The following is a 23,565-nucleotide window of genomic DNA, read 5'->3' as shown; positions in this document are numbered from 1 at the left end:
ACACCACTCCGTATGGACGGCTACCGCGTGCGGTAGCCGTCCATACGGGCCCGTCCCGCGAACAGCTCCGCCTGCCGGTCCGGCGGCAGATTGCCGAGCGCGATCAGCGGTGGCGCCAGTGCGAGGGCCTGCGCCCGCGCCGCCTCCCGCGTCGCCCAGAGGGCTCGTACGGTCCCCTGTACGGCCTCTGTCGGGTACGAGGCGATGACGGCCGCGGCGCGCAGGGCGGCCTCGACGGCCTCGCCGGGCGCCACCACCTCGGACACCAGCCCCGTCTCGTACGCGCGCCGCGCAGAGAGGCGTTCGGCGGTGCCCATCAGGGCCATCCGCGCGGCCTCGCCGGCGGGCATGCGCTGTGCCATGTAGATGGATTCGTAGGCGCTGACCATGCCGTATGTGGTGTGCGGGTCGAAGAAGGTGGCGTTCTCGGAGGCGATGACGAACTCGGCCTCGCCCAGGAGGTAGAACGCCCCGCCGCAGGCCATTCCGCCGACGGCGGCGACGACCGGTTTCCACAGGTCGGCGGCCTTGGGGCCGATGGCGATGAGCGGATCGTCCATGGAGAAGGGGGAGGCGGGCTGCGGGACGTCGACGGAGCGGTCGATTCCGGTGCAGAAGGCGCGGTCGCCGGCGCCGGTGAGGACGACGGCCCGCACGGAGTCGTCGGAGCGCAGACCGCGCCAGAGGGCGGTCAGTTCGGCGGCCGTCGCCAGGTCGATCGCGTTGTGGCGCTGGGGGCGGTCGAGGGTGACGAGCGCGACGCCGTCCGGGCCCTTCTCGACGCGTACGGTCGGGCGCTCGCCCCCGTGTACGGCCCGGTCCCCGGCTCCATCATTCTCGGCCCTGTCCCAGGCGTCGGCGTTCACGGGCGCTCCAGCATCCAGCGCGGGACGGTGACGCCCTCGGCCAGTTCGGTGAAGACCGCCTTGACGGGAGCGCCGATGCGGAGCCTCGCGGGGTCCACGGAGTTCAGCGCGGCGTCGGGGGCGGCGACCAGGTTTCCCGCGAGGCGGATGTGCGGGGCGTCCGCCAGCTCGACGACGATCGCGTTGTATGGGGCCTGTTCGGCGTAGGCGGGCAGCAGCGGAGGGTGCGGGAAGACGTACGACCAGATGCGGCCGCGGCCGGACATTCTGGCCCAGTCGCTGTCGAAGGACTGGCAGTGCGGGCAGCAGGGGCGGGGCGGGAACCGCGGTTCGTCGCAGGCGGCGCAGGTCTGGACGCGCAGTTCGCCGCGGGCCGCGTACTCCCAGAAGGGCGCGCCGTCCTCGTCGACGACGGGCAGCAGCAGGCCGTTGTCAGTGGTGGCCTTCATGATGGGGGGCATGAGAACTCAACTCCTCAGCAGCAGCGCCGAAGTGGGGACTCCTTCGCCCGCGGTGACCAGGCAGGTCTCCGCGTCGGGCACCTGTGCGGTGGAGGTGCCGCGGAGCTGTTTGACGCCTTCGTTGATCAGGTTGAAGCCGTGGACGTACGCCTCGCTGAGTCCGCCGCCGCCGGTGTTGATGGGCAGCCGGCCGCCGCTCTCCAGGGCGCCGCCTTCGGTGAAGGCCGCTCCTTCGCCGCGCCCGCAGAAGCCGTAGCCCTCCAGGGACAGGGGGATGAGGGGGGTGAAGGCGTCGTAGATCTGGGCGACGTGCACGTCCTGGGGGCCGAAGTCGGCGGTCTTCCACAGGTGCCGGGCGGCGGTCCAGGCGGGGCCGGTGAGGGGGTCGTCGTTCCAGTAGTTGACCATGCCGTGGTGCTGGGCGGGGAGGCCCTGGGCGACGGAGTGGACGTACACGGGCTTGGTGCGGCAGTCGCGGGCCCGCTCGGCGGAGACGAGGACGCAGGCCAGCGCGCCGTCCGTCTCCAGGCAGTTGTCGAAGAGGCAGAGGGGGTCGCTGATCCAGCGCGAGGTCATGTACATATCGCGGGTCAGGGGGCGTTCGTACATCATCGCGGCCGGGTTCTGGTTGGCCCGGTTGCGGCAGGCGAGGGCGACGTTGAAGAGGTGGTCGCGGGTGGCGCCGTACTCGTGCATATAGCGGCGGGCCAGCATCCCGATCTCGTCGGCGGGGCGCAGGAGTCCGAACGGTCGGGTCCACTGCCCGGGGGTGGGGAGCTGGACGGCGGTGTTGGACCAGGGGCGGGGTCCGGAGCCGCGCTTGCGGGAGCGCCAGGCGACGCCGACGGACGCCTGTCCGGTGGCGATGGCGGAGGCGAGGTGGGCGAGGGTGGCGCAGGAACCGCCGCCGCCGTAGCCGACCTTGGAGAAGAAGGTCACGTCGCCCGCGCCGATGGCCTTGGCGACCTCGACCTCGTCGGTCTCCTCCATCGTGTACGAGGCGAAGGCGTCGACCTGGGACGGGGGGATGCCCGCGTCGTCGAGGGCGGCGACGATGGCTCGGCACGCCAAGGTCCGTTCGGATTCCGGTAGTTGTTTGGCGAAGGGGGTCTGGCCTATTCCGACTATCGCTGTAGCGTCCTTGAGCGTTGCCGCCATCGCCACCTCCGTGGTCGGGTCCTTCCGCGGCCGGTCCGCGGTCGTGTCCGCGCTGCTGCCCGTGCCCGTGCCGGTGCTCGCGCTCGCGCCGGCACTCCTGTCCGTGCCCGTGTCCCTGCTCGTGTCCCTGCCCGTGTCCCTATTCGTGTCCTTGCTCGTGACTGTGGTCGTGCTCATATGCGACGTGCGCGTACTCGGCGTGGCCGCACGGGTATGCATGGCCGTGCGCGCAGGCATGTTCATGCCTGCGTCGCTGCTGACAGGGGGGAAGGCTACCGCTAATCTGACGGGTAGTCAGCTAGCGGTGCGGGAGGTCATACGATGCGCGGTGACGTGGAGTTCGGCTCGATTCCCAACCTGGTCCGGGTGGCGGCCGAGCGGTACGCCACGCGAGAGGCGGTCGCCGACGGCCGCACCCGCGTCTCGTACGCGCAGCTCGGCCGCAGGGTCGAGCGCGCCGCCGCGGCCTGCGTCGCCTCCGGCGTCGAGCCCGGCGACCGGGTCGCCGTCTGGGCCCCCAACACGCTCGACTGGATCGTCAGCGCCCTGGGCGCGGTCTCGGCGGGCGCGGTGCTCGTGCCCGTCAACACCCGTTTCAAGGGCGCCGAAGCCGCGGACGTCCTGCGGCGCACCCGTGCCCGGCTGCTCTTCGTCACGGGCACCTTCCTCGGCACCTCGTACGTGGCCTCGCTGCGACGGGCGGCAGGCGGCGACCCTGCGCCCGCCGCGGAACGCGAAACGCAACGCGAGCCGGGACGAGAGCCGGGACGGAGCGGGGAACGCGAAACGCAACGCGAGCCGGGACGCGAACCGATATGGGGCGGGGAGCGCGAGGCGATACGGAGCGCGGGGGAGGCGGACGGGGCCGGCCGGGGCTCCGGGGATCGGGCGACGGGCGGCGGCCCGCTCGCCGGGCTTCCGCATCTGCGCGAGGTCGTCGTCCTGGCCGAGGACGCGCCCTCGGACTTCCGCACCTGGAAGGAGTTCCTGGCGGCGGGGGAGACGGTGGACCCCCAGACCGTACGGGCACGGGTGGCCGGAATCCGGCCTTCCGATCCCTCCGACATCATCTTCACCTCGGGCACCACCGGAACGCCCAAGGGAGCCGTCATCACCCACGCCCAGACCCTGCGCGCCTTCGGCGTCTGGGGCGAGCTGGCCGGGCTGGAGGAAGGGGACCGCTATCTGATCGTGAACCCCTTCTTCCACACCTTCGGCTACAAGGCGGGCATCATCGCCTGCTTGATGCGGGGCGCGACGATGATTCCGCAGCCGGTCTTCAACGTGGACACCGTGCTGGCCAACATCGCGGCCGAGCGGGTCACGGTGCTGCCCGGCCCGCCCACGCTGCACCAGTCGCTCCTCGACCACCCGAACCGCGGGCAGCACGACCTGGCGCCGCTGCGGCTGGTCGTCACGGGCGCGGCCGTCGTGCCGCTGCGGCTCGTGGAGCGGCTGCGCGGGGAGCTGCGGATCGGGACGGTGCTGACCGCGTACGGCATGAGCGAGGCCACGGGCATGGTCACGATGTGCCGCCGCGGCGATCCGGCGGAGGTCATCTCGGGCACGTCGGGCCGCGCCATCCCCGACACCGAGGTCGTGGTCGTCGGCGCCTCGGGGGAGGTGCTGCCGCCGGGCGAGCCGGGCGAGATACTCGTCCGCGGCTATCAGGTGATGTCCGGGTACTTCGAGGACCCGCGGGCGTCCGCCGAGGCGGTCGACGGCGACGGCTGGCTGCACACCGGCGACGTCGGCGTGCTGGACGCCGACGGCAATCTGCGCATCACGGACCGGATCAAGGACATGTTCATCGTCGGCGGCTTCAACGCCTATCCCGCCGAGATAGAGCAGATCCTCACCCGCCACCCGGACGTCGCCGACGCCGCGGTCGTCGGCATACCGGACGCGCGGCTCGGCGAGGCGGGCAAGGCGTTCGCGGTGCGGCGCGCGGGCGCGACGCTGACCGCCGACGATCTGATCGCCTGGTCACGCCGGGAGATGGCGAACTACAAGGTGCCGCGGGAGGTGGAGTTCGTACCGGAGCTGCCGCGCAACGCGAGCGGCAAGATCCTCAAGACGCTGCTCCGCACGGGAGCGCGGCAGTAGCCCCGTCTGCCGGCCGTGGCACCGGCCCGGCGACCACCGGCCCGACGGCCACCGTCTCGGACGACGGCCCGACGGCCACCGTCTCGGACGACGGCCCGACGGCCACCGTCTCGGACGGCCGCCCGCGAGCGACGCTGCGGGCGGCCGTCCGAGGCCGGGCCGGGATTGATTCCCGGTGAGGCGTGACCCGCTAGGCGTCGGTGCCGGTGGCGTGCTCGTCCGCCGGTATCGCGAGCGAGGCGTGCGTGTCCGTGGGCGCCGGCCGGGTCGCGTGCTCGTCCAGTGCCGTGACCAGGCTGAGCGCGGCCGTGGCGGCGAAGAGAACAGATGCGAGGGCCTTCTTCGTGCGGGTCATTCCAACTCCTCCAACTGGCGGGAGTGCCATTCGCCGAATGAATCTATTAACAACGATCGGCCGTCTCAGGCCAAGTGGCCCGAACCTTGTGGAACTTTGGCGCGATCGAACCTATGTGCCCCCGATATGCGTAAAGACCAGCCTCGACGACTCCCCCTCCGTGCCGTCGAGGCCGGTCCCTACGTCATTCCCCCGAATCCGCCATGGCTTCGGATACTTCAGTTACTTCAGTTACTTCGGTTAGCTCGGTTACTTCGGTTACTTCGGTTGCTTCAGTTACTTGGGTTACTTCGGGTCCGCAGAGCCCGCGTGCTCGTCCTGCGGCGTGATGATCGGACGAGGCGCCCCCGCGTGCTCGTCCTTGACCGCGACGACCGGGCGCGTACTGCCCGCGTGCTCGTCCTGCGGAGCGGTGATCGGACGAGGCGCCCCCGCGTGCTCGTCCCGGTTGGCCAGGAACGGGCGTGTGCTGCCCGCGTGTTCGTCCTGCGGCGTGATGATCGGACGGGGCGCCCCCGCGTGCTCGTCCTTGACCGCGATGATCGGGCGTGTGCTGCCCGCGTGCTCGTCCTGCGGAGTGACCGGGCCGGTGGGTGGCTTCTGGTCGCTCATCTGAATCAACTCCCTTGAACTATGGGCGGTGGGGTTGAAGGAACCCGCCCGGCGATCTCCCCCGTGGGCCGCCGGGCGGGTGTCTCAGGAGCACTCGCCCAAGGGCGAGGCCCTGATCTCGACCCGCCTGCCCCCCGACGCGACGGATCGACATAAGAGAGAGTGCCGGTCGGCGATAAACGAATGATGAACGATGCGTTTGGTGAACTACGCGCCGGTGGAACGAGGGCACCGGCGGAACGAGTCCGCGGGCGGAACGGGGCCGCCGGAGGACCTCAGCCCCTCAGCCCCCTCAGCACCGGACGACGTACGGCACGACGTACGGCACGACGTACGGCACGACGTACGGCACGACGTACGGGCACGACGTACGGAACGACGCACAGCACGACACGCGGGCCCGCCCACAGGACGCGCACCGGACGACGACCCGCCGCACGACGCCCCACCGCACGACGACACCGCCGGACCCCTCAGGCCGCCGCCACAGGCGACAGCAGCTCCCGCACCTCGTCCGCCTCCACCGTCTTCAGATGTTCGTGGATCGAGAGCGCCTCCTGCCAGCACGCGCGGGCCCGGTCGGTCTGGCCGATCCCCGACAGCGCCCTCCCCAGCACCGTCAGCACGATGGCACGGCGCCAGTCGCCGCCGATACCCCGCAGCCCGAGCGCCTGCTCCGCGTGGCCCGCGGCCTGCGCCGGGCGGCGCGCGGCGAGGTGTGCCTCCGCCAGCCGGTAGTGCGCCATGCCCTCCCACAGCGGCTGCCGGCTCTCGTGGAAGATGGCGAGGGCCGCCGTCAACTGGCTGAAGGCGTCCGCGAAGTGGCCGGCGCGGGTCAGCGCCAGCCCCAGCGCGTACTTGGCGTTGGCGAGCCGGAGCGTGAGGCCGAGGCTGTTGTAGATGTCGATGCCGTGCTGCGCCAGCTCGATCGCGCTGCCGGTGCGGTTCATCGCCAGCCGTACGCGCGAGAGGTTGCACAGCGCGCTGGCCTCGCCGGGCCGGTTGCCGTCGGCGCGGAACGCCTCGATCGCCTGCTGGAGGTATGCCTCCGCGTCCTCGTACCGCTGCTGGTAGAGCGCGATGATGCCGCGCTGGTTGGGCACCCGGCAGGTGGGCACCGGGTCCTCGACGGAGAGCCCGAGCAGCATCGCGCGCTGGGCCTCCTCGTCGGATTCGGCGAACTTGCCGACGAGGCTGCGGACGTGGGCCAGGAACGTACGCGCGCGGCCCTCGGCGCGCGCGTCCCGCGCCGCGTGCGCGGCCTCGCTGATCGCCGAGGCGGCCATCTCGTACTGGCGCGAGTTGGCGCCGGACTCGGCGAGGTCGACGGCGGCCATCAGGAGGTCCGCGCCGCGCCCCAGCATGCCGCCCGCGGCGGACTGCTGCGCGCACGCCAGCAGGCAGTTGGCCTCGGTGAACAGCCAGTCCAGGGCGGCGTCGCGGTGCGGGAAGGCCAGGCCCCGGCGCTCGGCGGGGGCCAGGTGGTCGACGAGCCGGTCGCCGGGGCGCTCGATCGCGTACACCCCGGCCGCGGTGGCGAGGTAGAAGTCCAGCAGCCGCGACATCGCGGCCACCCGCTCCGACGGCGGCTGCTCGTCCCGCTCCGCGCATGCACGCGCGTAGAGCCGCACCAGGTCGTGGTAGCGGTAGCGGCCCGGCGCGGCGGACTCCAGGAGCGAGGTGTCGACGAGGGACTCCAGGAGCTCCTCGGTGGTCTCGGTGTCCAGGTCGAGCACGGCCGCGGCCGCCGCCAGCGAGATGTCCGGCCCGTCCGCCAGCCCCAGGAGGCGGAAGGCGCGCGCCTGGGAGCGCTCCAGCTGGCCGTAGCCGAGCTCGAACGTGGCCTTGACGGCGAGGTCGCCGGCGCGCAGCTCGTCCAGTCGGCGGCGCTCGTCGGCGAGCTTGCGGGCCAGTACGGAGACGGTCCAGGTGCGGCGCGCGGCGAGCCGGGAGGCCGCGATGCGGATGGCGAGGGGGAGGAAGCCGCACGCGGCGACGACGTCCATGGCCGCGTCCCGCTCCGCGCCGACCCGCTCCTCGCCCACGATCCGGGTGAAGAGGACGAGCGCCTCCTCCGGGCTCATCACGTCGAGGTCCACGAGGTGGGCGCCGGCCAGGTCCACCATCCGGGAGCGGCTGGTGACGAGGGCCGCGCAGCCCTCCATGCCGGGCAGCAGCGGGCGGACCTGCGCCGCGTCGCGGGCGTTGTCGAGCAGGGCGAGCACGCGGCGGCCGTCCAGCGTCGAGCGGTAGAGCGCGGAGCGCTCCTCGACCCCCTTGGGGATGGCGGTGTCGGGGATGCCCAGGGCCCGCAGGAAGGAGCCGAGGATCCCTTCCGGGTCGCAGGCGGAGGGGCCGGCGCCCTGGAGGTCGACGTAGAGCTGGCCGTCGGGGAAGTGGTGGCGGGCGGCGTGGGCGACGTGCACGGCGAGCGTCGTCTTGCCGACGCCGCCGATGCCCGCGACGGCCGACACGGCCATGATCCGGCCCTCGGCCGTGGCGAGCTGGTCGCTCAGCTCACCCACGAAGGCGGCCCGGCCGGTGAAGTCGGAGACCGTGGCGGGCAGCTGGGCGGGGCGGACGAAGGCGTGGCCGCCGGTCGCGGGCAGGTCCTCGTCGCGGTTGACGGGCGCGGCGAGGTCGGCGTCGGCCTGGAGGATGCGCTGCTGGAGCTCGGCGAGGTCGGCGCAGGGGTCCACGCCGAGCTCGTCGGCGAGCAGCCGGCGGGTGTCCGCGTACACGGCGAGCGCCTCGGCCTGCCGGCCGCTGCGGTACAGGGCGAGCATCAGCAGCTCGCGCAGCCGCTCGCGCAGCGGGTGGGCGGCGGTCAGGGCGGTGAGTTCGGAGACGGTGTCGGCGTGCCGGCCCGCTTCGAGGTCGAGGTCGAGGCGCGTCTCGACGAGGGAGAGCCGCCACTCCTCCAGCCGGGTGCGCTGGGTGTCCGCGTACGGGCCGGGGACGCCGGCGAGCGGCTCGCCGCCCCAGACGGCGAGGGCGTCGTTGATGAGCGTACGGGCGCTCTTGCGGTCGCCGGACTGGCGGGCCTTGTCCGCCTCGGCCGCGAGCTGCTCGGCGCGGTCGATGTCGAGGCCGCCCACGCCGACCCGCATGGCGTAGCCGCCGGATTCGCTGATGAGCGCGTCGGCGTCGGGCCCGAAGACCTTGCGCAGCCGGGAGGCGTACGTGCGCAGGGCGGCGAGCGCCGCGTGCGGGGGTTCGTCGCCCCATAGGGCGTCGACGAGTTCGGCCGCGGTGGCGGTGCGTCCGCCGCGCAGCAGTAGGGCGGCGAGCAGCGCGCGCTGCTGCGGTGATCCGGTGTTGAGCTGCTCTGCGCCGCGCCAGGCCCGTACGGGCCCGAGCACGGTGAAGCGCAGCGGCTGCCGGTGCCCTGTGTCGCCGGCCATGGTGACCCCCTGCCTGTGCCGCTTGGTCGCACCGGTCAGTTTGCCTTGTCCTTGCCCTTCGCGGCAGGGGGTGACCGGGCGTCTGCACAATGCCTGCCAGAGTTGGCCGCATCCCGATAGCTGACGGATCGTCAGATCAGCGCTACCGTGACAGCCATGGAGAGCTTCCCGAAGATAATCTCGGTGGATGACCATACGGTTGAGCCCCCCAGCGTCTGGCGGGACCGACTCCCGAGGAAATACCACGACATAGGGCCCCGAATCGTTCGGGCTCCGCTCAAGGAAATGACCTTCGTCGGCGGCAAGTTCGCCCCCATCATGGGCGCCCCCGGGGACGACGGGCCCATCGCCGACTGGTGGGTGTACGAGGATCTGCACCGTCCGCTGACTCGGCTGGATACCGCCGTCGGATATGACAGGGACGACATCAAACTCGAAGGCATCACCTACGAACAGATGCGTCCCGGCTCGTACTCCGTCCCCGAGCGGCTGGCCGACATGGACGTCAACCACGTCCAGTCGGCGCTCTGTTTCCCCACCTTCCCGCGGTTCTGCGGTCAGACCTTCACCGAGGCGAAGGACCGGGAACTCGGGCTGCTGGGCGTGCGCGCGTACAACGACTGGATGGTCGAGGACTGGTGCGGCCCGGCGGCCGACGGACGGCTGATCCCGCTGACGCTGGTCCCGCTGTGGGACGCCGAGTTGGCGGCGGCGGAGGTGCGGCGCAACGCCGCGCGCGGCGTGCGCGCCGTGTGCTTCAGCGAAATCCCGCCACATCTTGGGCTGCCCTCCATTCACACGGACGAGTGGGACCCATTCCTGCGGGCCTGTGACGAGACCGGGACAGTCGTCGCGATGCACATCGGCTCCTCCAGCCGGATGCCGTCGACCTCCGCGGACGCGCCCCCGGCGGTCGGCTCGACGATCACCTTTGCCAACTGCTGCTTCTCGATGGTCGACTGGCTGATGTCGGGAAAGTTCGACCGCTTCCCGAACCTCAAGATCATGTACGCGGAGGGCCAAGTCGGCTGGATCCCGTACATCCTGGAGCGCGCCGACGTGGTGTGGGAGGAGAACCGCGGCTGGGGCGGCGTCGCCGACAAGGTGCTCAGGCCGCCGTCGGAACTCTTCGCCGACCACGTCCACGGCTGCTTCTTCGACGACGCCTTCGGCCTGAAGAACCTGGACGCGATCGGCGTCGGGAACGTCCTGTACGAGACCGACTACCCGCACTCCGACTCGACCTGGCCCCGCTCCCGCGAGGTCGGCGAGGAGCAGATGGGGCACCTCGCGCCGGACGTGGTCGAGCGGATCGTACGCGGCAACGCCATCGAACTGCTCGGGCTGGCCCCCGACGGGCGGTGGGCGGAGGCCCGGCGGTAGGGGTCGGCGGTTCTGGAGCGCGGCTGAAAGCGGCGCGCCTGAAGACGGCGGCGGGCCTGACGACGGCAGCGCAGCTAACTGAAGGCGGCGCGGCTGAAGGCGGCGCAGTAGAAGAGGCAGTCCAACTGAACACGTGAAGAAGTGTTTTGAGGAGGCGGAGTGGGTAACGGGCTGTGGGTTCTTCCGGAGGGGCGGCTCGCGTACGGGATGCAGCTCCCCGTCCAGTCGCAGAGTTCGGTCTTCGCGGAGCCCTGGGAGGCCGACGCCGGCCCCGAGGACCTGGTGGCGGTCGCGCGCGCGGCGGACCGGCTCGGGTTCGCGTACATCGCCTCGTGCGACCACGTCGCGATCCCCCGGCGGCTCGCCGACGCGATGGGCACCGTCTGGTACGACCCGGTGGCCACCCTCTCCTACCTCGCGGCGGCCACCGAGCGCGTCCTGCTGCTGAGCCACGTCGCGGTGGCCGGGCTGCGCCACCCGCTGATCACCGCCAAGCAGTACGCGACCTTGGACCGGCTTTCCGGAGGGCGGCTGGTGCTCGGGGTGGGCGCCGGGCACGTACAGGAGGAGTTCGAGGCGCTGGGCGTGGAGTTCGGCGCGCGGGGGGCCGTACTCGACGAGACCGTCGACGCGCTGAAGGCGGCGCTCGGGCTGGAGGAGTTCCCGGAGTTCGGCGGGGAGCGGTTCGCGTTCAGCGGGCTGGGGCAGGCGCCGCGCCCTGTCAGGGAGCCCCGGCCGCCGATCTGGGTGGGCGGCTCCTCGCCCGCCGCGGTGCGGCGCGCGGCCGTACGGGGCGACGGCTGGCTCCCGCAGGGCGACCGGCGCGACCAGCTCCCGGCGAAGATCGCCACGCTGCGGGAGCTGCGGGAGGCGGCCGGGGTCGCCGAACCGGCGGCGATCGGCGCGATCACCGAGGCGCTGTACGTGGGCGACCCCTCCTGGGACGTCGGCCGGCGGACGCTGCGCGGCAAGGGCGAGGCCGTCGCCGAGTCGCTGCGCGCGTACGGGGCCATGGGCGTGCACCAGATCCAGGTGCGCTTCCGGTGCCGGAACCGAGCCGAACTCCTCGATCAGATGGAGGCGTTCGCGGCGGAGGTGGCGCCGGGGCTGGACGCCGCTTGAGTTTTTGAGGCTCCTTCACTGCTCAATGCTCTTCCATCACGCCGCCGGGGGCGCGCCCCGGTGATGCGACCGCGCCCCCGACTGCCGGTGTCTGCCGGCGTCTGCCGGTGAGACTGCCTGCCGGAAGGACCGCCGGAAGGGCCGCCGGAATGGCGGCCAGGCGGGTTGTCGTAGGGGCTGTCGGAGGAGATGGATTCCGCCCGGCCTCCGCGGTGGACGGCTGGGCCACCGCAACGCCATGGAGGCGGATATGGGCAAGTTGGACGGGCGCGTGGTGCTCATCACGGGCGCCGCGCGCGGGCAAGGGGAACAGGAGGCACGGCTGTTCGCCGCCGAGGGCGCGAAGGTGGTGCTCGCGGACGTACTCGACGAGGCGGGCGAGGCCGTGGCCAAGGATCTCGGCGAGGAGGCGGCCCGGTACGTCCACCTGGACGTGCGCGACGAGGCGGAGTGGGCGTCGGCCGTCGCCGAGACGAAGGCGGCGTTCGGGAAGCTGGACGGGCTCGTCAACAACGCGGGCATCCTGCGCTTCAACGAGCTGGTGAACACACCGCTGGAGGAGTACCTCCAGGTGGTGCAGGTCAACCAGATAGGTGCATTTCTGGGGATGCGGTCGGTGGCGCGCGAACTGGAGGCCGCGGGCGGCGGGACGATCGTCAACACGGCCTCGTACACGGCGGTGACGGGCATGGCGCTGCTGACCTCGTACGCGGCGACGAAGGCCGCGATCGTCGGGATGACCCGCGTGGCCGCCATGGAGCTGGCGGACAAGGGTATCCGGGTCAACGCCGTCTGCCCGGGGGCCGTGGACACCCCCATGACCAATCCGGCGCAGCTCGATCCGGGGGCGGCGGATTCGGAGGCGATGGCGGCGGCCGTGGCGGAGCTGTACCGCAAGGTGGTGCCGATGGGGCGGATCGGGCGGCCGGAGGAGGTGGCGAGGCTGGCGCTGTTCCTCACGTCGGAGGACTCCTCGTACATCACCGGGCAGCCGTTCGTGATCGACGGCGGCTGGCTGGCGGGCGTGTCGGTGTTCTGAGCCGTCCACAGGCGCCTGGCCGACAGGTATCTGATGGCCCGTCAGGTATTGACGGCTATCCTGCCCGGTGCCACAGTCGACCGTAATCCGAAACCTGACGGAGCGTCAGAAGAGTAGCGGGGCGACCCGCGCGCCCCTGGAGGAGAGAACCTTGGAATTCGGGCTCTTTGTGCAGGGATATGTGCCGGCCCGCCGGGCGCAGGCCGATCCCGAGGCCGAGCACCACGCGCTGATGGAGGAGACCGAGTACGTCATCCAGGCGGACAAGTCCGGGTTCAAGTACGCCTGGGCCTCCGAGCACCACTTCCTGGAGGAGTACTCGCACCTCTCCGCCAATGACGTCTATCTGGGATACCTCGCGCACGCGACGGACCGCATCCACCTGGGCTCGGGCATCTTCAACCCGCTGCCCCAGGTCAACCACCCGGCCAAGGTCGCCGAGAAGGTGGCCATGCTCGACCATCTCTCGGGCGGGCGCTTCGAGTTCGGCAGCGGGCGCGGGGCCGGCAGCCACGAGATACTCGGCTTCATACCGGGCGTCACCGATATGAACTACACCAAGGAGATCTGGGAAGAGACGATCGCCGAATTCCCCAAGATGTGGCTCCAGGACGAATACCAGGGGTTCCAGGGGAAGTTCTGGCAGCTGCCGCCGCGCAAGATCCTGCCGAAGCCGTACGGGAAGTCGCACCCCGCCATGTGGTACGCGGCCGGGTCCCCCTCCTCGTACGCCATGGCGGCCAAGAAGGGGCTGGGCGTCCTGGGGTTCAGCGTGCAGAAGGTCGCGGACATGGAGTGGGTCGTCGACTCCTACAAGACGGCCATCAAGGAAGCCGAGGCCATCGGCGATTTCGTCAACGACAACGTGATGGTCACCTCCACGGCGATCTGCGCCGAGACCCATGAGAAGGCCGTCGAGATCGCCGTCAACGGCGGGCTGAACTACCTCCAGTCGCTGCTGTTCCGCTACCACGACACGTTCCCCCGCCCCGAGGGGATTCCGGAGTGGCCGGAGCTGCTCCCGGAGTACAGCACCGAGATCATCGAGCTGCTGATCGCCGAGGAGCTGATGATCTGCGGGGACCCGGACGAGGTGTTCCGGCAGTGCAAGCGGTGGGAGCAGGCGGGGGCGGACCAGCTGTCGTTCGGGCTGCCGATCGGGGTCCCGTACGAGGACACGATGAACACGATCCGCCTGATAGGCGAACACGTGATCCCGAAGATCGATACGGACCCGGTGCACCGGACGACGCGGTTCCGCCAGTCGTCGGGGGCCTGAGCCGCCGATTTCCCGATCTGCCAGAACCACTGCCCATGGACGCCGGGACGGCGTCTCCCGGACCGCCGTCCCGGCAGCCCTGCCGTCGTTCGAGAGCCGAGTACCGCGATCCAAGAGCCGTGATTCAAGGCCACGAGCCGAGAGCCACGGGCCCAGAGTCCAGAGCCGCGATCCAAGGCCAAGGGCCGAGATCCGAGAGTCACGAGCCGAGAAGCCGAGAAGCCGAGAAGCCGAGAAAGGGACCTGACGCATGCTCGACCACCTCATCCGCTCAGCGACCGTCGTGGACGGGACGGGCGCCCCCGCACGCGTGGCGGACCTCGGCATCCGTGACGGCCGGATCGCGGTCGTCGCCGAGCCGGGGACCGTCGCCGAGGAGGCCCGTACGAGCGAGGACGCGGCGGGCCTGGTCCTGGCGCCCGGATTCGTCGACCCGCACACCCACTACGACGCCCAGCTCTTCTGGGACCCCTACGCCACCCCGTCCCTCAACCACGGCGTGACGACCGTCGCCGGCGGCAACTGCGGCTTCACCCTCGCCCCGCTCAACCCGGCCCGGCCCGGTGACGCCGACTACACGCGGCGCATGATGAGCAGGGTCGAGGGCATGTCCCTGGCGGCGCTGGAGGAGGGCGCGCCCTGGACGTGGTCCGGCTTCGGGGAGTATCTGGACGCACTGGACGGGCGGATCGCCGTCAACGCGGGGTTCATGGTCGGGCACTGCGCGCTGCGCCGGTACGTCATGGGGCCGGACGCCGTGGGCGGGCAGCCGGACGAGAAGCAGCTCGCGCGGATGCTCGAACTCTTCCACGAGGCGATGGACGCGGGCGCGTGGGGCCTGTCGACGACGCAGTCGTCGACCCACTCCGACGGCGACGGCAAACCGGTCGCCTCCCGGCATGCCCTCCCCGCCGAGCTCCTGGCGCTCTCCCGGGCGGTCGGCGAGCACGAGGGGACGCAGATCGAGGCGATCGTGGCGGGGTGCCTGGACCAGTTCGCGGACGACGAGATCGATCTCCTCGTGGACATGACGGCCGCGGCGGGCCGCCCCCTCAACTGGAACGTGCTGACGATCGACGCCGCTGTCCCCGAACGAGTGCCGCGCCAGCTCGTGCCGAGCGAGCGGGCCCGCCGGGCGGGCGGCCGGATCGTCGCGCTGACGATGCCGATCCTGACCCCGATGAACATGTCCCTGGGCACCTTCTGCGCCCTCAACCTCATCCCCGGCTGGGGCGACGTCCTCGGCCTCCCGGTGCCCGAGCGCATCGCGAAACTCCGCGACCCGGACGTACGGGCCGAGATGCTGCGCCGCGCCGACAGCAAGGAGGCGGGCGTCTTCCGGCGGCTGGCGAACTTCGGCCGGTACGTGATCGGCGACACCTACTCGGCGGCCAACGAGGGGCTGAGCGGGCGCGTGGTGCGCGACATCGCCGCCGAACGCTCGCAGGAACCCTTCGAGTGCCTGGTGGAGATCTGCGCCGCCGACGACCTGCGCACCGTCCTGTGGCCGATGCCCACCGACAACGACCCCGACAGCTGGGAGCTGCGCCGCAGCACCTGGGAGCACGAGGACGTCATGCTCGGCGGCTCGGACGCCGGCGCCCACCTGGACCGCATGTGCGGCGCCCCCTACACCACCCGTTTCATCGGCGACTGCCTGCGCGGCCGCAAACTCGTGTCCCTGGAGCGCGCCGTACAGATGCTCACCGACGAACCGGCCCGCCTCTTCGGCCTCCGCTCCCGCGGCCGCATCGAAGAGGGCTACCACGCCGACCTCGTCCTCTTCGACCCCGACCGCATCGACGCCGGCCCGGCCACCCTCGTCCACGACCTGCCGGGGGACAGCCCCCGACTGGACTCGCGCGCTCTGGGCGTCGTGAGCGTCCGCGTCAACGGCGTGGAGACCATACGCGACGACGTGGTGACGGGCGCCGTACCGGGGACCGTCCTGCGCTCGGGACGCGACACGGAGACGGTGGACACGAGGGTGTGACAGCGTTGCGGGCGCCCCGACCGGCCGAGTGGGCTACGGGCGCCCCGCCTGGTCCTCGATGGCGTCGAAGATGTCGGCGTCCGTTTCGCGCTGCCACTCGGGCAGGTCCGCGTAATCCGCGACGTATCCGGGCTTGGGGTCCTCAAAGTGCCGGTGGATTTGCGCGATCCAGCACGTCGCGATGAAACGACCGCGCTGCTCCCGGGTGAGTTTCCGCGTCGTGCCGCCGCTGATCTCGATGAACTGACGAACCTGCTCGTACACGGCCGCAGCCGCCGCTCGCTCCCAGTCCGGAGTGTCGTCCCAGGGCGCGACATAACCGGGCTTGGGATCGCCGGGGTAGTGCTTGGCGACCCCTGCGATCCAAGCCTCCCGGAATACGCGCCCATTGTCGTTGCTCAAGATGCTTTCCTCTCAGTGAGTCGGTGAGTCGGTGAGTCAGTCGGCATAAGCCAGCGCCGCAATACGGTCGTTGAGATCACTCACCCGTCGGTCGGACAGGAACGGGACAAGCCTCGGCTGCAGGCTGTGCAGCCGACGCGCGGCATAGCCTGATGCGCTTTGCCGGGCGAGATCAAGGGCGTCTCCGGCGTAGCTGATGATCTGGTCCACGTCGCGTCGCTGGGCTCCCAGGAAGGCGAGGTCAGTGAGTACGCTTCCCCGGCGTCTCCTGGACGGCGTCGTCCTCAATGCCTCGTTCAAGGCCCCCTCCGCCAGGTCGAACCGACCCAGCCGCACCAAGCATGTGCCGCGTTCCTCGGCGAGGCGGGACCCGTCGAAGCGCAGCCATCCGCCGTTGTGCACAGCTCCGCTGAGGCTGTGCACTTTCTCGGCCTGGTCCAGAGCACGATTGCAGGCGTCCAATTCCCCTATTCCGGCGTAGGCCTCGGCCTGTACGGCTGCTACCCAGTGCCGTGTGGACAAGGCGGTGTCACCGCGTTCGGCGACAGCGCGGGCCAGCTCCAGCAGGGGTATCGTCTCCCTGTATTTCTGGTCGCCGTACAGGCCGATATACGCGTGTCGCGTCAGTGCGCAGGCCCAGAGGTCCGGGTTTCCCGCCTCTTTCGCGGCGCTTGCCGCGAGGGTGTAGCAGTGGGCCGCTTCGGTGTAGCGGCTGCCGTCGAAAAGGATTTCTCCGGCGAGCTGGAACAAGTCTCCGGCTTCTTGGCTCAGCTGTTTGCGCGCCGTTTCCGTGCTCGCGCCGCGTATGGCGGTGGCCAGCTCGGCGGTCTGGTCGCATACGAGGGGGTACACGAACCGTTTCGAGGAGGCCAGTGAATACACCTTCCACAGGTGCTCGTTCATCGGCCGGTACCCGTGACTGTGGTCAGTGGCATCTGCGTGGGCGGGGAATACGTTGGCTGCCGCCGTTACGGTCAACAGTTGGAGAAAGCCGCGTCGGATCACGTCGTCAAGGCCACCGCTCTTTGTCTCGGCTCCCGCTGCGGGTTCGGTTGAATCCGGCTGCAACAGCCTGTCCAGCTCTTGAGGCGTCACCCTGAGCAGGCGCGCCAGCTTGGGCCACAGGAACGGCCGTGGGCTCGCCTCACCGCGTTCCCACCGGCCGATAGAGGTGCGATCGACATTGAGCACGTCAGCCAGCTGTTCCTGGCTGTAACCGCAGACCTTCCTGCGGTGTGCTAGCCGGTCCCGTCTGGCTCCCATGGCCAGCCCTCCCAGTTGTGGCATGACGGCAGCTCACGGTAGCGGATCCCGCGAAGGTGCCGCAGAAGTGCGGCAGTTCTGCCGTGGCTCCTGCTCGCGCACAGCCCTTCACTGGTCCTCAAGCCCGGCCCCGTCGCACGAGGAGCGGTCGGGGACGACCGGATCGACACGGACCGGACCCCATCGCCATCGATGAGGAGGAGACGAAGAGATGCGTCCTGCTGCTTCGCTCCCTCCGGGCCATGGGAAGCACTGCCGTCATACGGAACCCAATGGAGCGGGAGAGATCAATGGCACAGCTGGAACAGCAGTCCGCACTGGCGACCCATGTAGGTAATCGCATCTTCACGGATGAACCGCAGTACCACGTGCCCGAACTGGCGGAGCGATTCGCCTACAAGAAGGACCCGGGGTCCAGCGACACCAACCATGAGTACGACTCCATCCGCGTCTGAACCACAGCAGCCCGGTCGGGGACGCCGCCCGCGTCCCGGACCGGGCTGACCCGCTACCCCGGGAGTTGCCTTGCTGAAGCTGTACATCGACCCGACGAGTCTGGCTGGAACGTGGGCGTGGAACGGAGCCCGCTTGGAGTCCGGCCGGTCATGGATCGAACCGGTCGCACACCCCGCTCTGGACGCTCTCACAGTGGCAGACAAGGCCTCGGGGGACGCATTCGTCACGGTCCGGGAACTCCTGCCGGGCCGCGAGGGGCTCGGCCGCCGCCCGGTGGCCGAACTGCCGACGGGCGAATATGAACGCCTCCTGGAAGAAGCTCGCCGATGGCCGCTCGACTTCATCGTCGTGGAGACCGCCAGGACCGGACGGGTGACCCTCAGCGCCGGGACCCACGGCGTTGCCCCCGTCTATCTCACGATCAACCACAGTTCCCTCTGCGGTTCGTGGGACATGGCCGACTGCGCCCGCAGCCTGCCGACTGTGGCATTCGATGTGGTGGAAGTGACCCGCCTGCTGGCCCTGTGGTTCCGCTACACCCACCGCACCAGTTTCACCGGTTTGTACCGGCTCACCGAGCGGGCGACCGCCGTCTTCGAGGGCGGCTCCCTCTCCTTCCGGATGCCCGATGCCGCGTGCCATTCCACCGCCCGAACGCTGTGCGATGACGCCGATGTCCTGGCCGCTTACGAGGAACTGCTGGACGGTGTTCTGGGCCGGCATGTCTTCGACCCGGATGCCACTACCGCGCATGTGTCCGGCGGTATGGACTCCGCTGTCACCGGCACTCATGTCTCCCTCCGCCACCCCGGCCGCATCGTGTCCTCCGCCATGCTGTTGCCCGGACTCGGCGGCGTACAGCAACGCCGACGCCGAGGGGAACTGATTCAGCGTGCCGACTTCCGTGCGGACGTGACCACCTGTGCAGATGCCCTCGGTCCTCTGCACCCCGCTGGCCGCCGGGCACTGGGCGATTTCGTCAATCCGTACGAGGAGCCGTACCACGAGGCGACCACTGCCCTGGTGAACGCGCTTGAAGCACATGGCGTCCGGACAGTGATCACCGGCATCGGAGGTGACGAGATGCTGGCGCTCACCCCGAGCGAGGCGCCGCATCTGCCCGTCGGCCCCGCCCACCGGACAACGCCCTGGCTCGGTCGGGTCGCTCGCGAAGTTCTCCATGACGCCGAAGCCGATACGGCTCCGCCGACGGTCGTCAACGAAATGACGCTGCTGGCCCTGGCCTCCGCCGCGCCGCTGCTGCTGAAGTCGGGGATGTGGCCCGTTCACCCCTTCGCGGATCCCGCGACGATCCGCTTCGGCGAGTGGCTGCCCCGCGCGTGGCGTTCGAACAAGGCTCTGCACCGTAGACGCCTCGCCCACCTCGGCTTCTCCGACGACGTGGTGCACCCCCGGCAGCCCGAGAACTTCACTCACGTCATGCACAAGGCTCTGCGCGAACACATCCCGGCACACGCCGACCGCATCCTCAGGGACGGCTCGCCGCTTATCGACGCGGAACTGATCGATCCCGATACCTTCGCCGCAGCCGTACGCCGCATCCGCGGCGGCACCATCCTGGAGATGGACGACCGGCTCGCCGACGTCATCGCCGCCGACCTCGCAGTTCGCAACGCCCACTCGTGACCCGCCCTGGAGAGACACCGTGTACGTCATGCGACCGGCTACCCAAGCCGACGTTCCCGCCTATGCCGCCCTGATTCGAGACCGTGCCGTCTGGATGGTGCGGCGCGGTATGGAGGGCGGTGAGGAACTGCCGGATCGCGCCGACCAGATCGCTGCCCGAGCCGCTGACGACCACACTCCGGTCTGGGCCATGACCGACCCTGACGGACATCTGGTCGGCTGCACCAGCCTGTACGAGGAGACCCCCCAGTGGGGCTGGACCGACGCGGAACGGGCCGAGCCCGCCTTGTTCCTCGCCACCACTTTCACCGACCCTGCCCGCCGGGCCGAACGCCCCGGCGCGCTGATCGCCTGGTGGGCGCTCGGATACGCGGCCCGCACGGGCAAGGAATGGGTACGGCGCGGCTGCGGCCATGTGGGGTTGGTCCGCTACTACCGGGACGTGCAGGGTTTCCAACTCGTGCACACCACTGAACGCCACGGACATGCCGCCTACCTGCTGGCGCGCAAGGCTCAAGAACTCGCCGGCCTGCCCATTCGGTCAGCCGTCAACGCCTGATCTGCTCCCGGACCCGCCGCACCCCCACCCCGTCCAGATCGTCAGCCGCCCCCTACGCCCGCCTGGACGCCCGTACCAGCAGCACCACCCGTACGTTCGCGAACCATTCCACCCGTGCCGGGCGGTAGCGGTCCCATAGGAGGTCTTCGGTTCGGGAGGGCATGCTGTCGGTGCCGTCGCCGCTGCGGTCCGTGGAGACGACCCAGATGCGGCGGAAGCCGTGGGCGCAGGGTTCCGGGTCCTGGCAGTCGTCGGGGGCGTAGCGGCCCAGGCGGCGGGCGGAGTGGCCCGTGAAGACGTCCGTGGGGCGGGTGCGGGCGGGAAGGCGGCGGAGTTCGTAGGCGAGGGCTCGCGGTTCCGTGCCGTTGCCGCTGTAGGCCAGGCCGTCGCCCGGCCGGGCCCGGTCCTCGACCATGGCGGCGGCGCGGCGGAAGTCCGGTTCGCCGGGGTGGCGGCGGGTGACGTGGCGGGTGTGGTCGAGTGCCGAACACGCCGCCAGTACCGGCACCAGCGCCGCCGCCGTCACGGCCGCCGCGCGGCGTCGGGTGACGTACGGGCCGAGCACCCGCACCGCGCCGCACGCCGCCAGCAGCGCCCAGGCCGGGAGGGTGAAGAGGAGGTAGCGCTCCTGGAAGAGGTGGAGTTCGCCCGTGGTCGCGGCCGTGACGGGCAGTGGCAGCAGCGCCCACAGCGCGAGCGGGCCGACGCGGTCGCGGGCGGCCACCAGAGCTGCCAGCGCGCAGAGCAGGCCGAACGCCGCCACCGCCGGGGAGCCGAAGAGCAGGTACGGCATCGTCACCACGGACCGCCAGCCCGTGAGGTTCCAGCCGACCTGTCCGGTCTGGCCGCCCCGCACGCCCAGCGCCGCCAGCGGCAGTACGGGCAGCAGCCCGCAGCACGCCGACACCGCCCACGCCGCTGTCCGGCGGCCCGCCCGCGCCCACGCCAGGTGCGCCGGGAGCACCGCGGCCGCCAGCGGGTGGGAGAGGACGGCCAGCGCCAGGGCGACCCCGTACAGCAGCCACCGGACGGCCCCCGGCCGGTCCAGCGCGCGGAGCAGCGCCAGCGTCGCGGCCACCGCGAACAGCGCCGCGAACGCGTACGGGCGCGCCTCCTGCCCGTACTGCGCCGCATTCGGCGCCAGCGCCGTCAGGACGCCCGCGGCCACCCCCGTACGGGCGTCGTCGAACAGCCGCCGTCCCAGCAGCGCGGTCAGGCCGCTCACCGCCCCCATGGCGAGGGCCGAGGGGAGCCGCAGCGCGGTGGCGGAGTCGCCGGCCAGGGCGGTCCAGCCGTGCATGAAGACGTAGTACGGGGCCAGCAGGGCGTCGGTGTGGTGCAGCAGCCGCGACAGGTCGGCGTGCGGGAGCGTCGCCGCCCACCACGTCGCATACTCGTCGTGGTCCAGCGGCCGTCGGCCGATGCCCCACAGACAGACGGCCAGTACGAGCAGGCCGACCAGCACCGGGGGCAGCAGGCCGCGCCCGCGCAGCGGCCCGGCGGGTCGCGCGGGCGCTACGGGCACGTTGGGCAGAGGCTCCGGTTTGGACGTGAGGACTACGAGCCCGAGACCCTCATCCGATGCCGGTTGTCCCGCCCCGAGCGGCGCCCCCTCCTCGGCGCTCACTCCTCCCGGCCGAGGAAGATCGGGTTCGTCATGGCCGCCATCGCGCCCGGCAGCCCGGACGCGCCGCCGTCCGCCGGCGCGTGGCGCACCTCCGCCCGTACGTACGCCGCGTACGAGGCCGTGGTCGCCCACTCCACCGTGCCCGACCCGGAGCCGGGCAGCGGGGCCGCGAAGAGCTGTCCCTGGTCCGTGACGAAGGCCGCGGTGCAGCCGGGCGCGCCCGTCACCTCCAGGCGCACCGTGATCTCGGCGTCGTGGTCGACCTCCAGGCGCCCGCCGATGCCCGCGTACGCGCCCCGGCCGCCCGACGCCGTGAACTTCAGGTCCACTTTCGACGACTCGCCGATCCAGCTGCGGCCCGCCCTGATGCCCTCCTGGATGGCCGCACGGGAGAGGTCGTCGGCGAGGACCACCGTCTGCGGGAGGCCGACGGCGTCGGGTTCGCGGTGGGCGTCGCTGTTGCCCATGGCCGGCAGCCACGGCCGGCGGTGCCGCACCGACGCCACCAGGGTGTTGTCCCACTCGGCGATGGAGACCTCGTCGTCCGGGGTGTACGGGCCGTTCCAGACCTCCACCGCGTCGGCGTCGTCGAAGCCGAACTTCCAGCCGCAGCCGATGCAGGTCGCGTGCGGATGCGCGGGCACGACCAGGCCGCCCGCCTGCCGGATCCTCCGGGCGAAGCGGCCGAACGCGTGGTCGCGGGCGCGGTAGCGCCAGTCGATGAAGACGCCGGGGTCGGTGCCCAGCGCCACCACGTGGCCGTTGCGCGTGGTGATCTCCTCGCCGGTGAGGATCAGCAGGTCGTCGCCCCACAGGCCCTGCCACGCGCCGTGCGCGGACGTGGTGTTGTGCTCGGTCGTCGTGATCCAGTCCAGCCCCGCCGCGCGGGCCGCCGCGGCGATCTCGGCGGGGGTGCGCTTGCCGTCCGAGTAGACGCTGTGCAGGTGGTTGTCGCCCCGGTACCACGTACGGCCGCGCCCTTTAGCGCGCTGCGGCGGATAAACCTGTTCCGGGGTGTCGCCTGCCGGCCCGTACCGGAGCGTGATCGTCACGCTGTACTCCATGCCCTGCGGCGCGACGGTGTACGGGCCGAGGGCCACGTGCCAGGTCCCCGCCCGCACCGGGCCGGGGAGGTAGCCCGGCGTCGCCTCCGCCGCGCTGATCGCGAACTCCGTGCGCGCACCGCCCGACCAGCCGCGGAAGCCGCGCCCGCCGAGCCCCGTGCCGCGCTCGTCGAAGATCCCGATGTCGCAGGCGTTGCCCTGGCTGCCGGGCGGCACGGCGGGTTTGTCGTACGTATAGGACACGGCGAGCTCGCGGACGCCGGACGGCACTTCCACGGGCAGGTAGACGAAATCAGGGGCGCCGGTCGGCAGATGACCGGACACGCGGCGGACCTCGTCGGCGCCGGGGGCGCGGTCGGCGGCTTGGGCGAACTTCACGGGATCGAGCGTAATTGCGCCGGTAGCGCCCGCGATAGCCGCCATCTTGAGAACGTCGCGCCGTTGCATACGGACCCCCTGCGTCGGACGGTGCCAGCCCGGCCTCGCCGATCCGGGCCGGGCTGGGTCGGAAGTGTCGCGAGGACACCGTTGTACGCCCGGGTGGCGCGCGGGGGAACGGCTCCGGGACGGCGAGTTGCCGTCCGGCGGGGGCCGCGTGGCTCGGGTGGGCCGGGGGCATATCTCCGGCATCGGCCGTCTCGCCGTCTCGCCGTGTCGCCGTGTCGGCTGTGTGGTGTTGCGGTGCGGCCTCGGCCGTCTCGCCGTCTCGCCGTCTCCCCGTCTCGGCCGGGTGGGCCGCGCCAGATGTGTCGACTGTGCCGACCGTGTC

Annotated in this window: 19 protein-coding genes; 9 read left to right on the top strand and 10 right to left on the bottom strand. The window is 71.2% G+C overall.

The window, feature by feature from the left end:
- Positions 1 to 20: 20 nt before the first annotated feature.
- Genes AB0I49_RS05445 through AB0I49_RS05435 form a run of 3 tightly spaced genes read right to left on the bottom strand, consistent with a single transcriptional unit; the run spans position 21 to position 2,485 of the window.
- A complete protein-coding gene (locus AB0I49_RS05445; RefSeq protein WP_363225519.1) occupies positions 21 to 866 on the bottom strand; it encodes an enoyl-CoA hydratase/isomerase family protein in 846 nt (281 codons plus the stop codon).
- Positions 863 to 1,327 (bottom strand): OB-fold domain-containing protein, encoded by a 465-nt coding sequence (locus tag AB0I49_RS05440; protein ID WP_363225518.1) that lies wholly within the window; start codon positions 1,325 to 1,327, stop codon positions 863 to 865. Before AB0I49_RS05440 ends, AB0I49_RS05445 begins: the two co-directional genes overlap by 4 nt.
- A 6-nt stretch (positions 1,328 to 1,333) precedes the next feature.
- Positions 1,334 to 2,485: a lipid-transfer protein gene (locus AB0I49_RS05435; protein ID WP_363225747.1), complete on the bottom strand. Its 1,152-nt coding sequence runs from the start codon at positions 2,483 to 2,485 to the stop codon at positions 1,334 to 1,336.
- Positions 2,486 to 2,806: 321 nt separating this feature from the next.
- Between AB0I49_RS05435 and AB0I49_RS05430 the strand changes: the two genes are divergently transcribed.
- Positions 2,807 to 4,591 (top strand): fatty acid--CoA ligase family protein, encoded by a 1,785-nt coding sequence (locus AB0I49_RS05430; RefSeq protein WP_363225517.1) that lies wholly within the window; start codon positions 2,807 to 2,809, stop codon positions 4,589 to 4,591.
- Between the two features lie 190 nt (positions 4,592 to 4,781).
- Here the strand turns inward: AB0I49_RS05430 and AB0I49_RS05425 are convergent, their stop codons facing one another.
- The 3 genes from AB0I49_RS05425 to AB0I49_RS05415 all read right to left on the bottom strand — a co-directional run bounded on the left by AB0I49_RS05425 (position 4,782) and on the right by AB0I49_RS05415 (position 8,962).
- Positions 4,782 to 4,946: a hypothetical protein gene (locus tag AB0I49_RS05425; protein WP_363225516.1), complete on the bottom strand. Its 165-nt coding sequence runs from the start codon at positions 4,944 to 4,946 to the stop codon at positions 4,782 to 4,784.
- Between the two features lie 285 nt (positions 4,947 to 5,231).
- The gene (locus AB0I49_RS05420) at positions 5,232 to 5,558 is read right to left on the bottom strand and encodes a hypothetical protein (protein ID WP_363225515.1); all 327 of its coding nucleotides are present in this window, start codon (positions 5,556 to 5,558) and stop codon (positions 5,232 to 5,234) included.
- A gap of 473 nt (positions 5,559 to 6,031) precedes the next feature.
- Positions 6,032 to 8,962 (bottom strand): BTAD domain-containing putative transcriptional regulator, encoded by a 2,931-nt coding sequence (locus tag AB0I49_RS05415; RefSeq protein WP_363225514.1) that lies wholly within the window; start codon positions 8,960 to 8,962, stop codon positions 6,032 to 6,034.
- Positions 8,963 to 9,118: 156 nt separating this feature from the next.
- Between AB0I49_RS05415 and AB0I49_RS05410 the strand changes: the two genes are divergently transcribed.
- The 5 genes from AB0I49_RS05410 (at position 9,119) to AB0I49_RS05390 (ending at position 15,778) form a co-directional block, all read left to right on the top strand.
- The gene (locus tag AB0I49_RS05410) at positions 9,119 to 10,345 is read left to right on the top strand and encodes an amidohydrolase family protein (RefSeq protein WP_363225513.1); all 1,227 of its coding nucleotides are present in this window, start codon (positions 9,119 to 9,121) and stop codon (positions 10,343 to 10,345) included.
- A 207-nt stretch (positions 10,346 to 10,552) separates the two neighbouring features.
- Positions 10,553 to 11,467 carry a TIGR03619 family F420-dependent LLM class oxidoreductase gene (locus AB0I49_RS05405; RefSeq protein ID WP_363225746.1) on the top strand — a complete coding sequence of 305 codons (915 nt, stop codon included), beginning with the start codon at positions 10,553 to 10,555 and terminating at the stop codon, positions 11,465 to 11,467.
- A 250-nt stretch (positions 11,468 to 11,717) separates the two neighbouring features.
- Complete coding sequence (locus tag AB0I49_RS05400; protein WP_363225512.1) at positions 11,718 to 12,506, top strand: SDR family NAD(P)-dependent oxidoreductase; 789 nt, start codon at positions 11,718 to 11,720, stop codon at positions 12,504 to 12,506.
- Positions 12,507 to 12,657: 151 nt separating this feature from the next.
- Positions 12,658 to 13,785, top strand: a complete 1,128-nt coding sequence (locus AB0I49_RS05395) for an LLM class flavin-dependent oxidoreductase (protein ID WP_363225511.1) — start codon at positions 12,658 to 12,660, stop codon at positions 13,783 to 13,785.
- Positions 13,786 to 14,035: 250 nt separating this feature from the next.
- A complete protein-coding gene (locus tag AB0I49_RS05390; RefSeq protein WP_363225510.1) occupies positions 14,036 to 15,778 on the top strand; it encodes a D-aminoacylase in 1,743 nt (580 codons plus the stop codon).
- A 33-nt stretch (positions 15,779 to 15,811) separates the two neighbouring features.
- Here AB0I49_RS05390 and AB0I49_RS05385 read toward each other — a convergent pair whose 3' ends face one another.
- The gene (locus AB0I49_RS05385; protein ID WP_363225509.1) at positions 15,812 to 16,180 is read right to left on the bottom strand and encodes a hypothetical protein; all 369 of its coding nucleotides are present in this window, start codon (positions 16,178 to 16,180) and stop codon (positions 15,812 to 15,814) included.
- A gap of 36 nt (positions 16,181 to 16,216) precedes the next feature.
- Positions 16,217 to 17,467 carry a helix-turn-helix transcriptional regulator gene (locus tag AB0I49_RS05380; RefSeq protein ID WP_363225508.1) on the bottom strand — a complete coding sequence of 417 codons (1,251 nt, stop codon included), beginning with the start codon at positions 17,465 to 17,467 and terminating at the stop codon, positions 16,217 to 16,219.
- 266 nt (positions 17,468 to 17,733) lie between these two features.
- On the opposite strand from AB0I49_RS05380, the gene AB0I49_RS05375 reads away from it, so the two are divergent.
- The 3 genes from AB0I49_RS05375 to AB0I49_RS05365 all read left to right on the top strand — a co-directional run bounded on the left by AB0I49_RS05375 (position 17,734) and on the right by AB0I49_RS05365 (position 20,105).
- Positions 17,734 to 17,898, top strand: coding sequence for a hypothetical protein (locus tag AB0I49_RS05375; RefSeq protein WP_363225507.1), 165 nt, complete (start codon positions 17,734 to 17,736; stop codon positions 17,896 to 17,898).
- Between the two features lie 193 nt (positions 17,899 to 18,091).
- Positions 18,092 to 19,546 carry an asparagine synthase gene (locus AB0I49_RS05370; protein WP_363225506.1) on the top strand — a complete coding sequence of 485 codons (1,455 nt, stop codon included), beginning with the start codon at positions 18,092 to 18,094 and terminating at the stop codon, positions 19,544 to 19,546.
- A 28-nt stretch (positions 19,547 to 19,574) separates the two neighbouring features.
- The gene (locus AB0I49_RS05365) at positions 19,575 to 20,105 is read left to right on the top strand and encodes a GNAT family N-acetyltransferase (RefSeq protein WP_363225505.1); all 531 of its coding nucleotides are present in this window, start codon (positions 19,575 to 19,577) and stop codon (positions 20,103 to 20,105) included.
- Positions 20,106 to 20,157: 52 nt separating this feature from the next.
- Here the strand turns inward: AB0I49_RS05365 and AB0I49_RS05360 are convergent, their stop codons facing one another.
- Together AB0I49_RS05360 and AB0I49_RS05355 are read right to left on the bottom strand one after the other, a co-directional pair.
- Entirely contained in the window at positions 20,158 to 21,630 is a 1,473-nt protein-coding gene (locus AB0I49_RS05360; protein ID WP_363225504.1) for a glycosyltransferase family 39 protein, read from the bottom strand.
- 98 nt (positions 21,631 to 21,728) lie between these two features.
- Positions 21,729 to 23,243 (bottom strand): CehA/McbA family metallohydrolase, encoded by a 1,515-nt coding sequence (locus AB0I49_RS05355; RefSeq protein ID WP_363225503.1) that lies wholly within the window; start codon positions 23,241 to 23,243, stop codon positions 21,729 to 21,731.
- Positions 23,244 to 23,565: the final 322 nt, after the last annotated feature.

The sequence above is a fragment of the Streptomyces sp. NPDC050617 genome, assembly GCF_040654795.1.
GTDB lineage: Bacteria > Actinomycetota > Actinomycetes > Streptomycetales > Streptomycetaceae > Streptomyces.
Note: the sequence above shows the minus strand (reverse complement) of the source record. Positions and strands in the feature narration are given on the sequence as shown.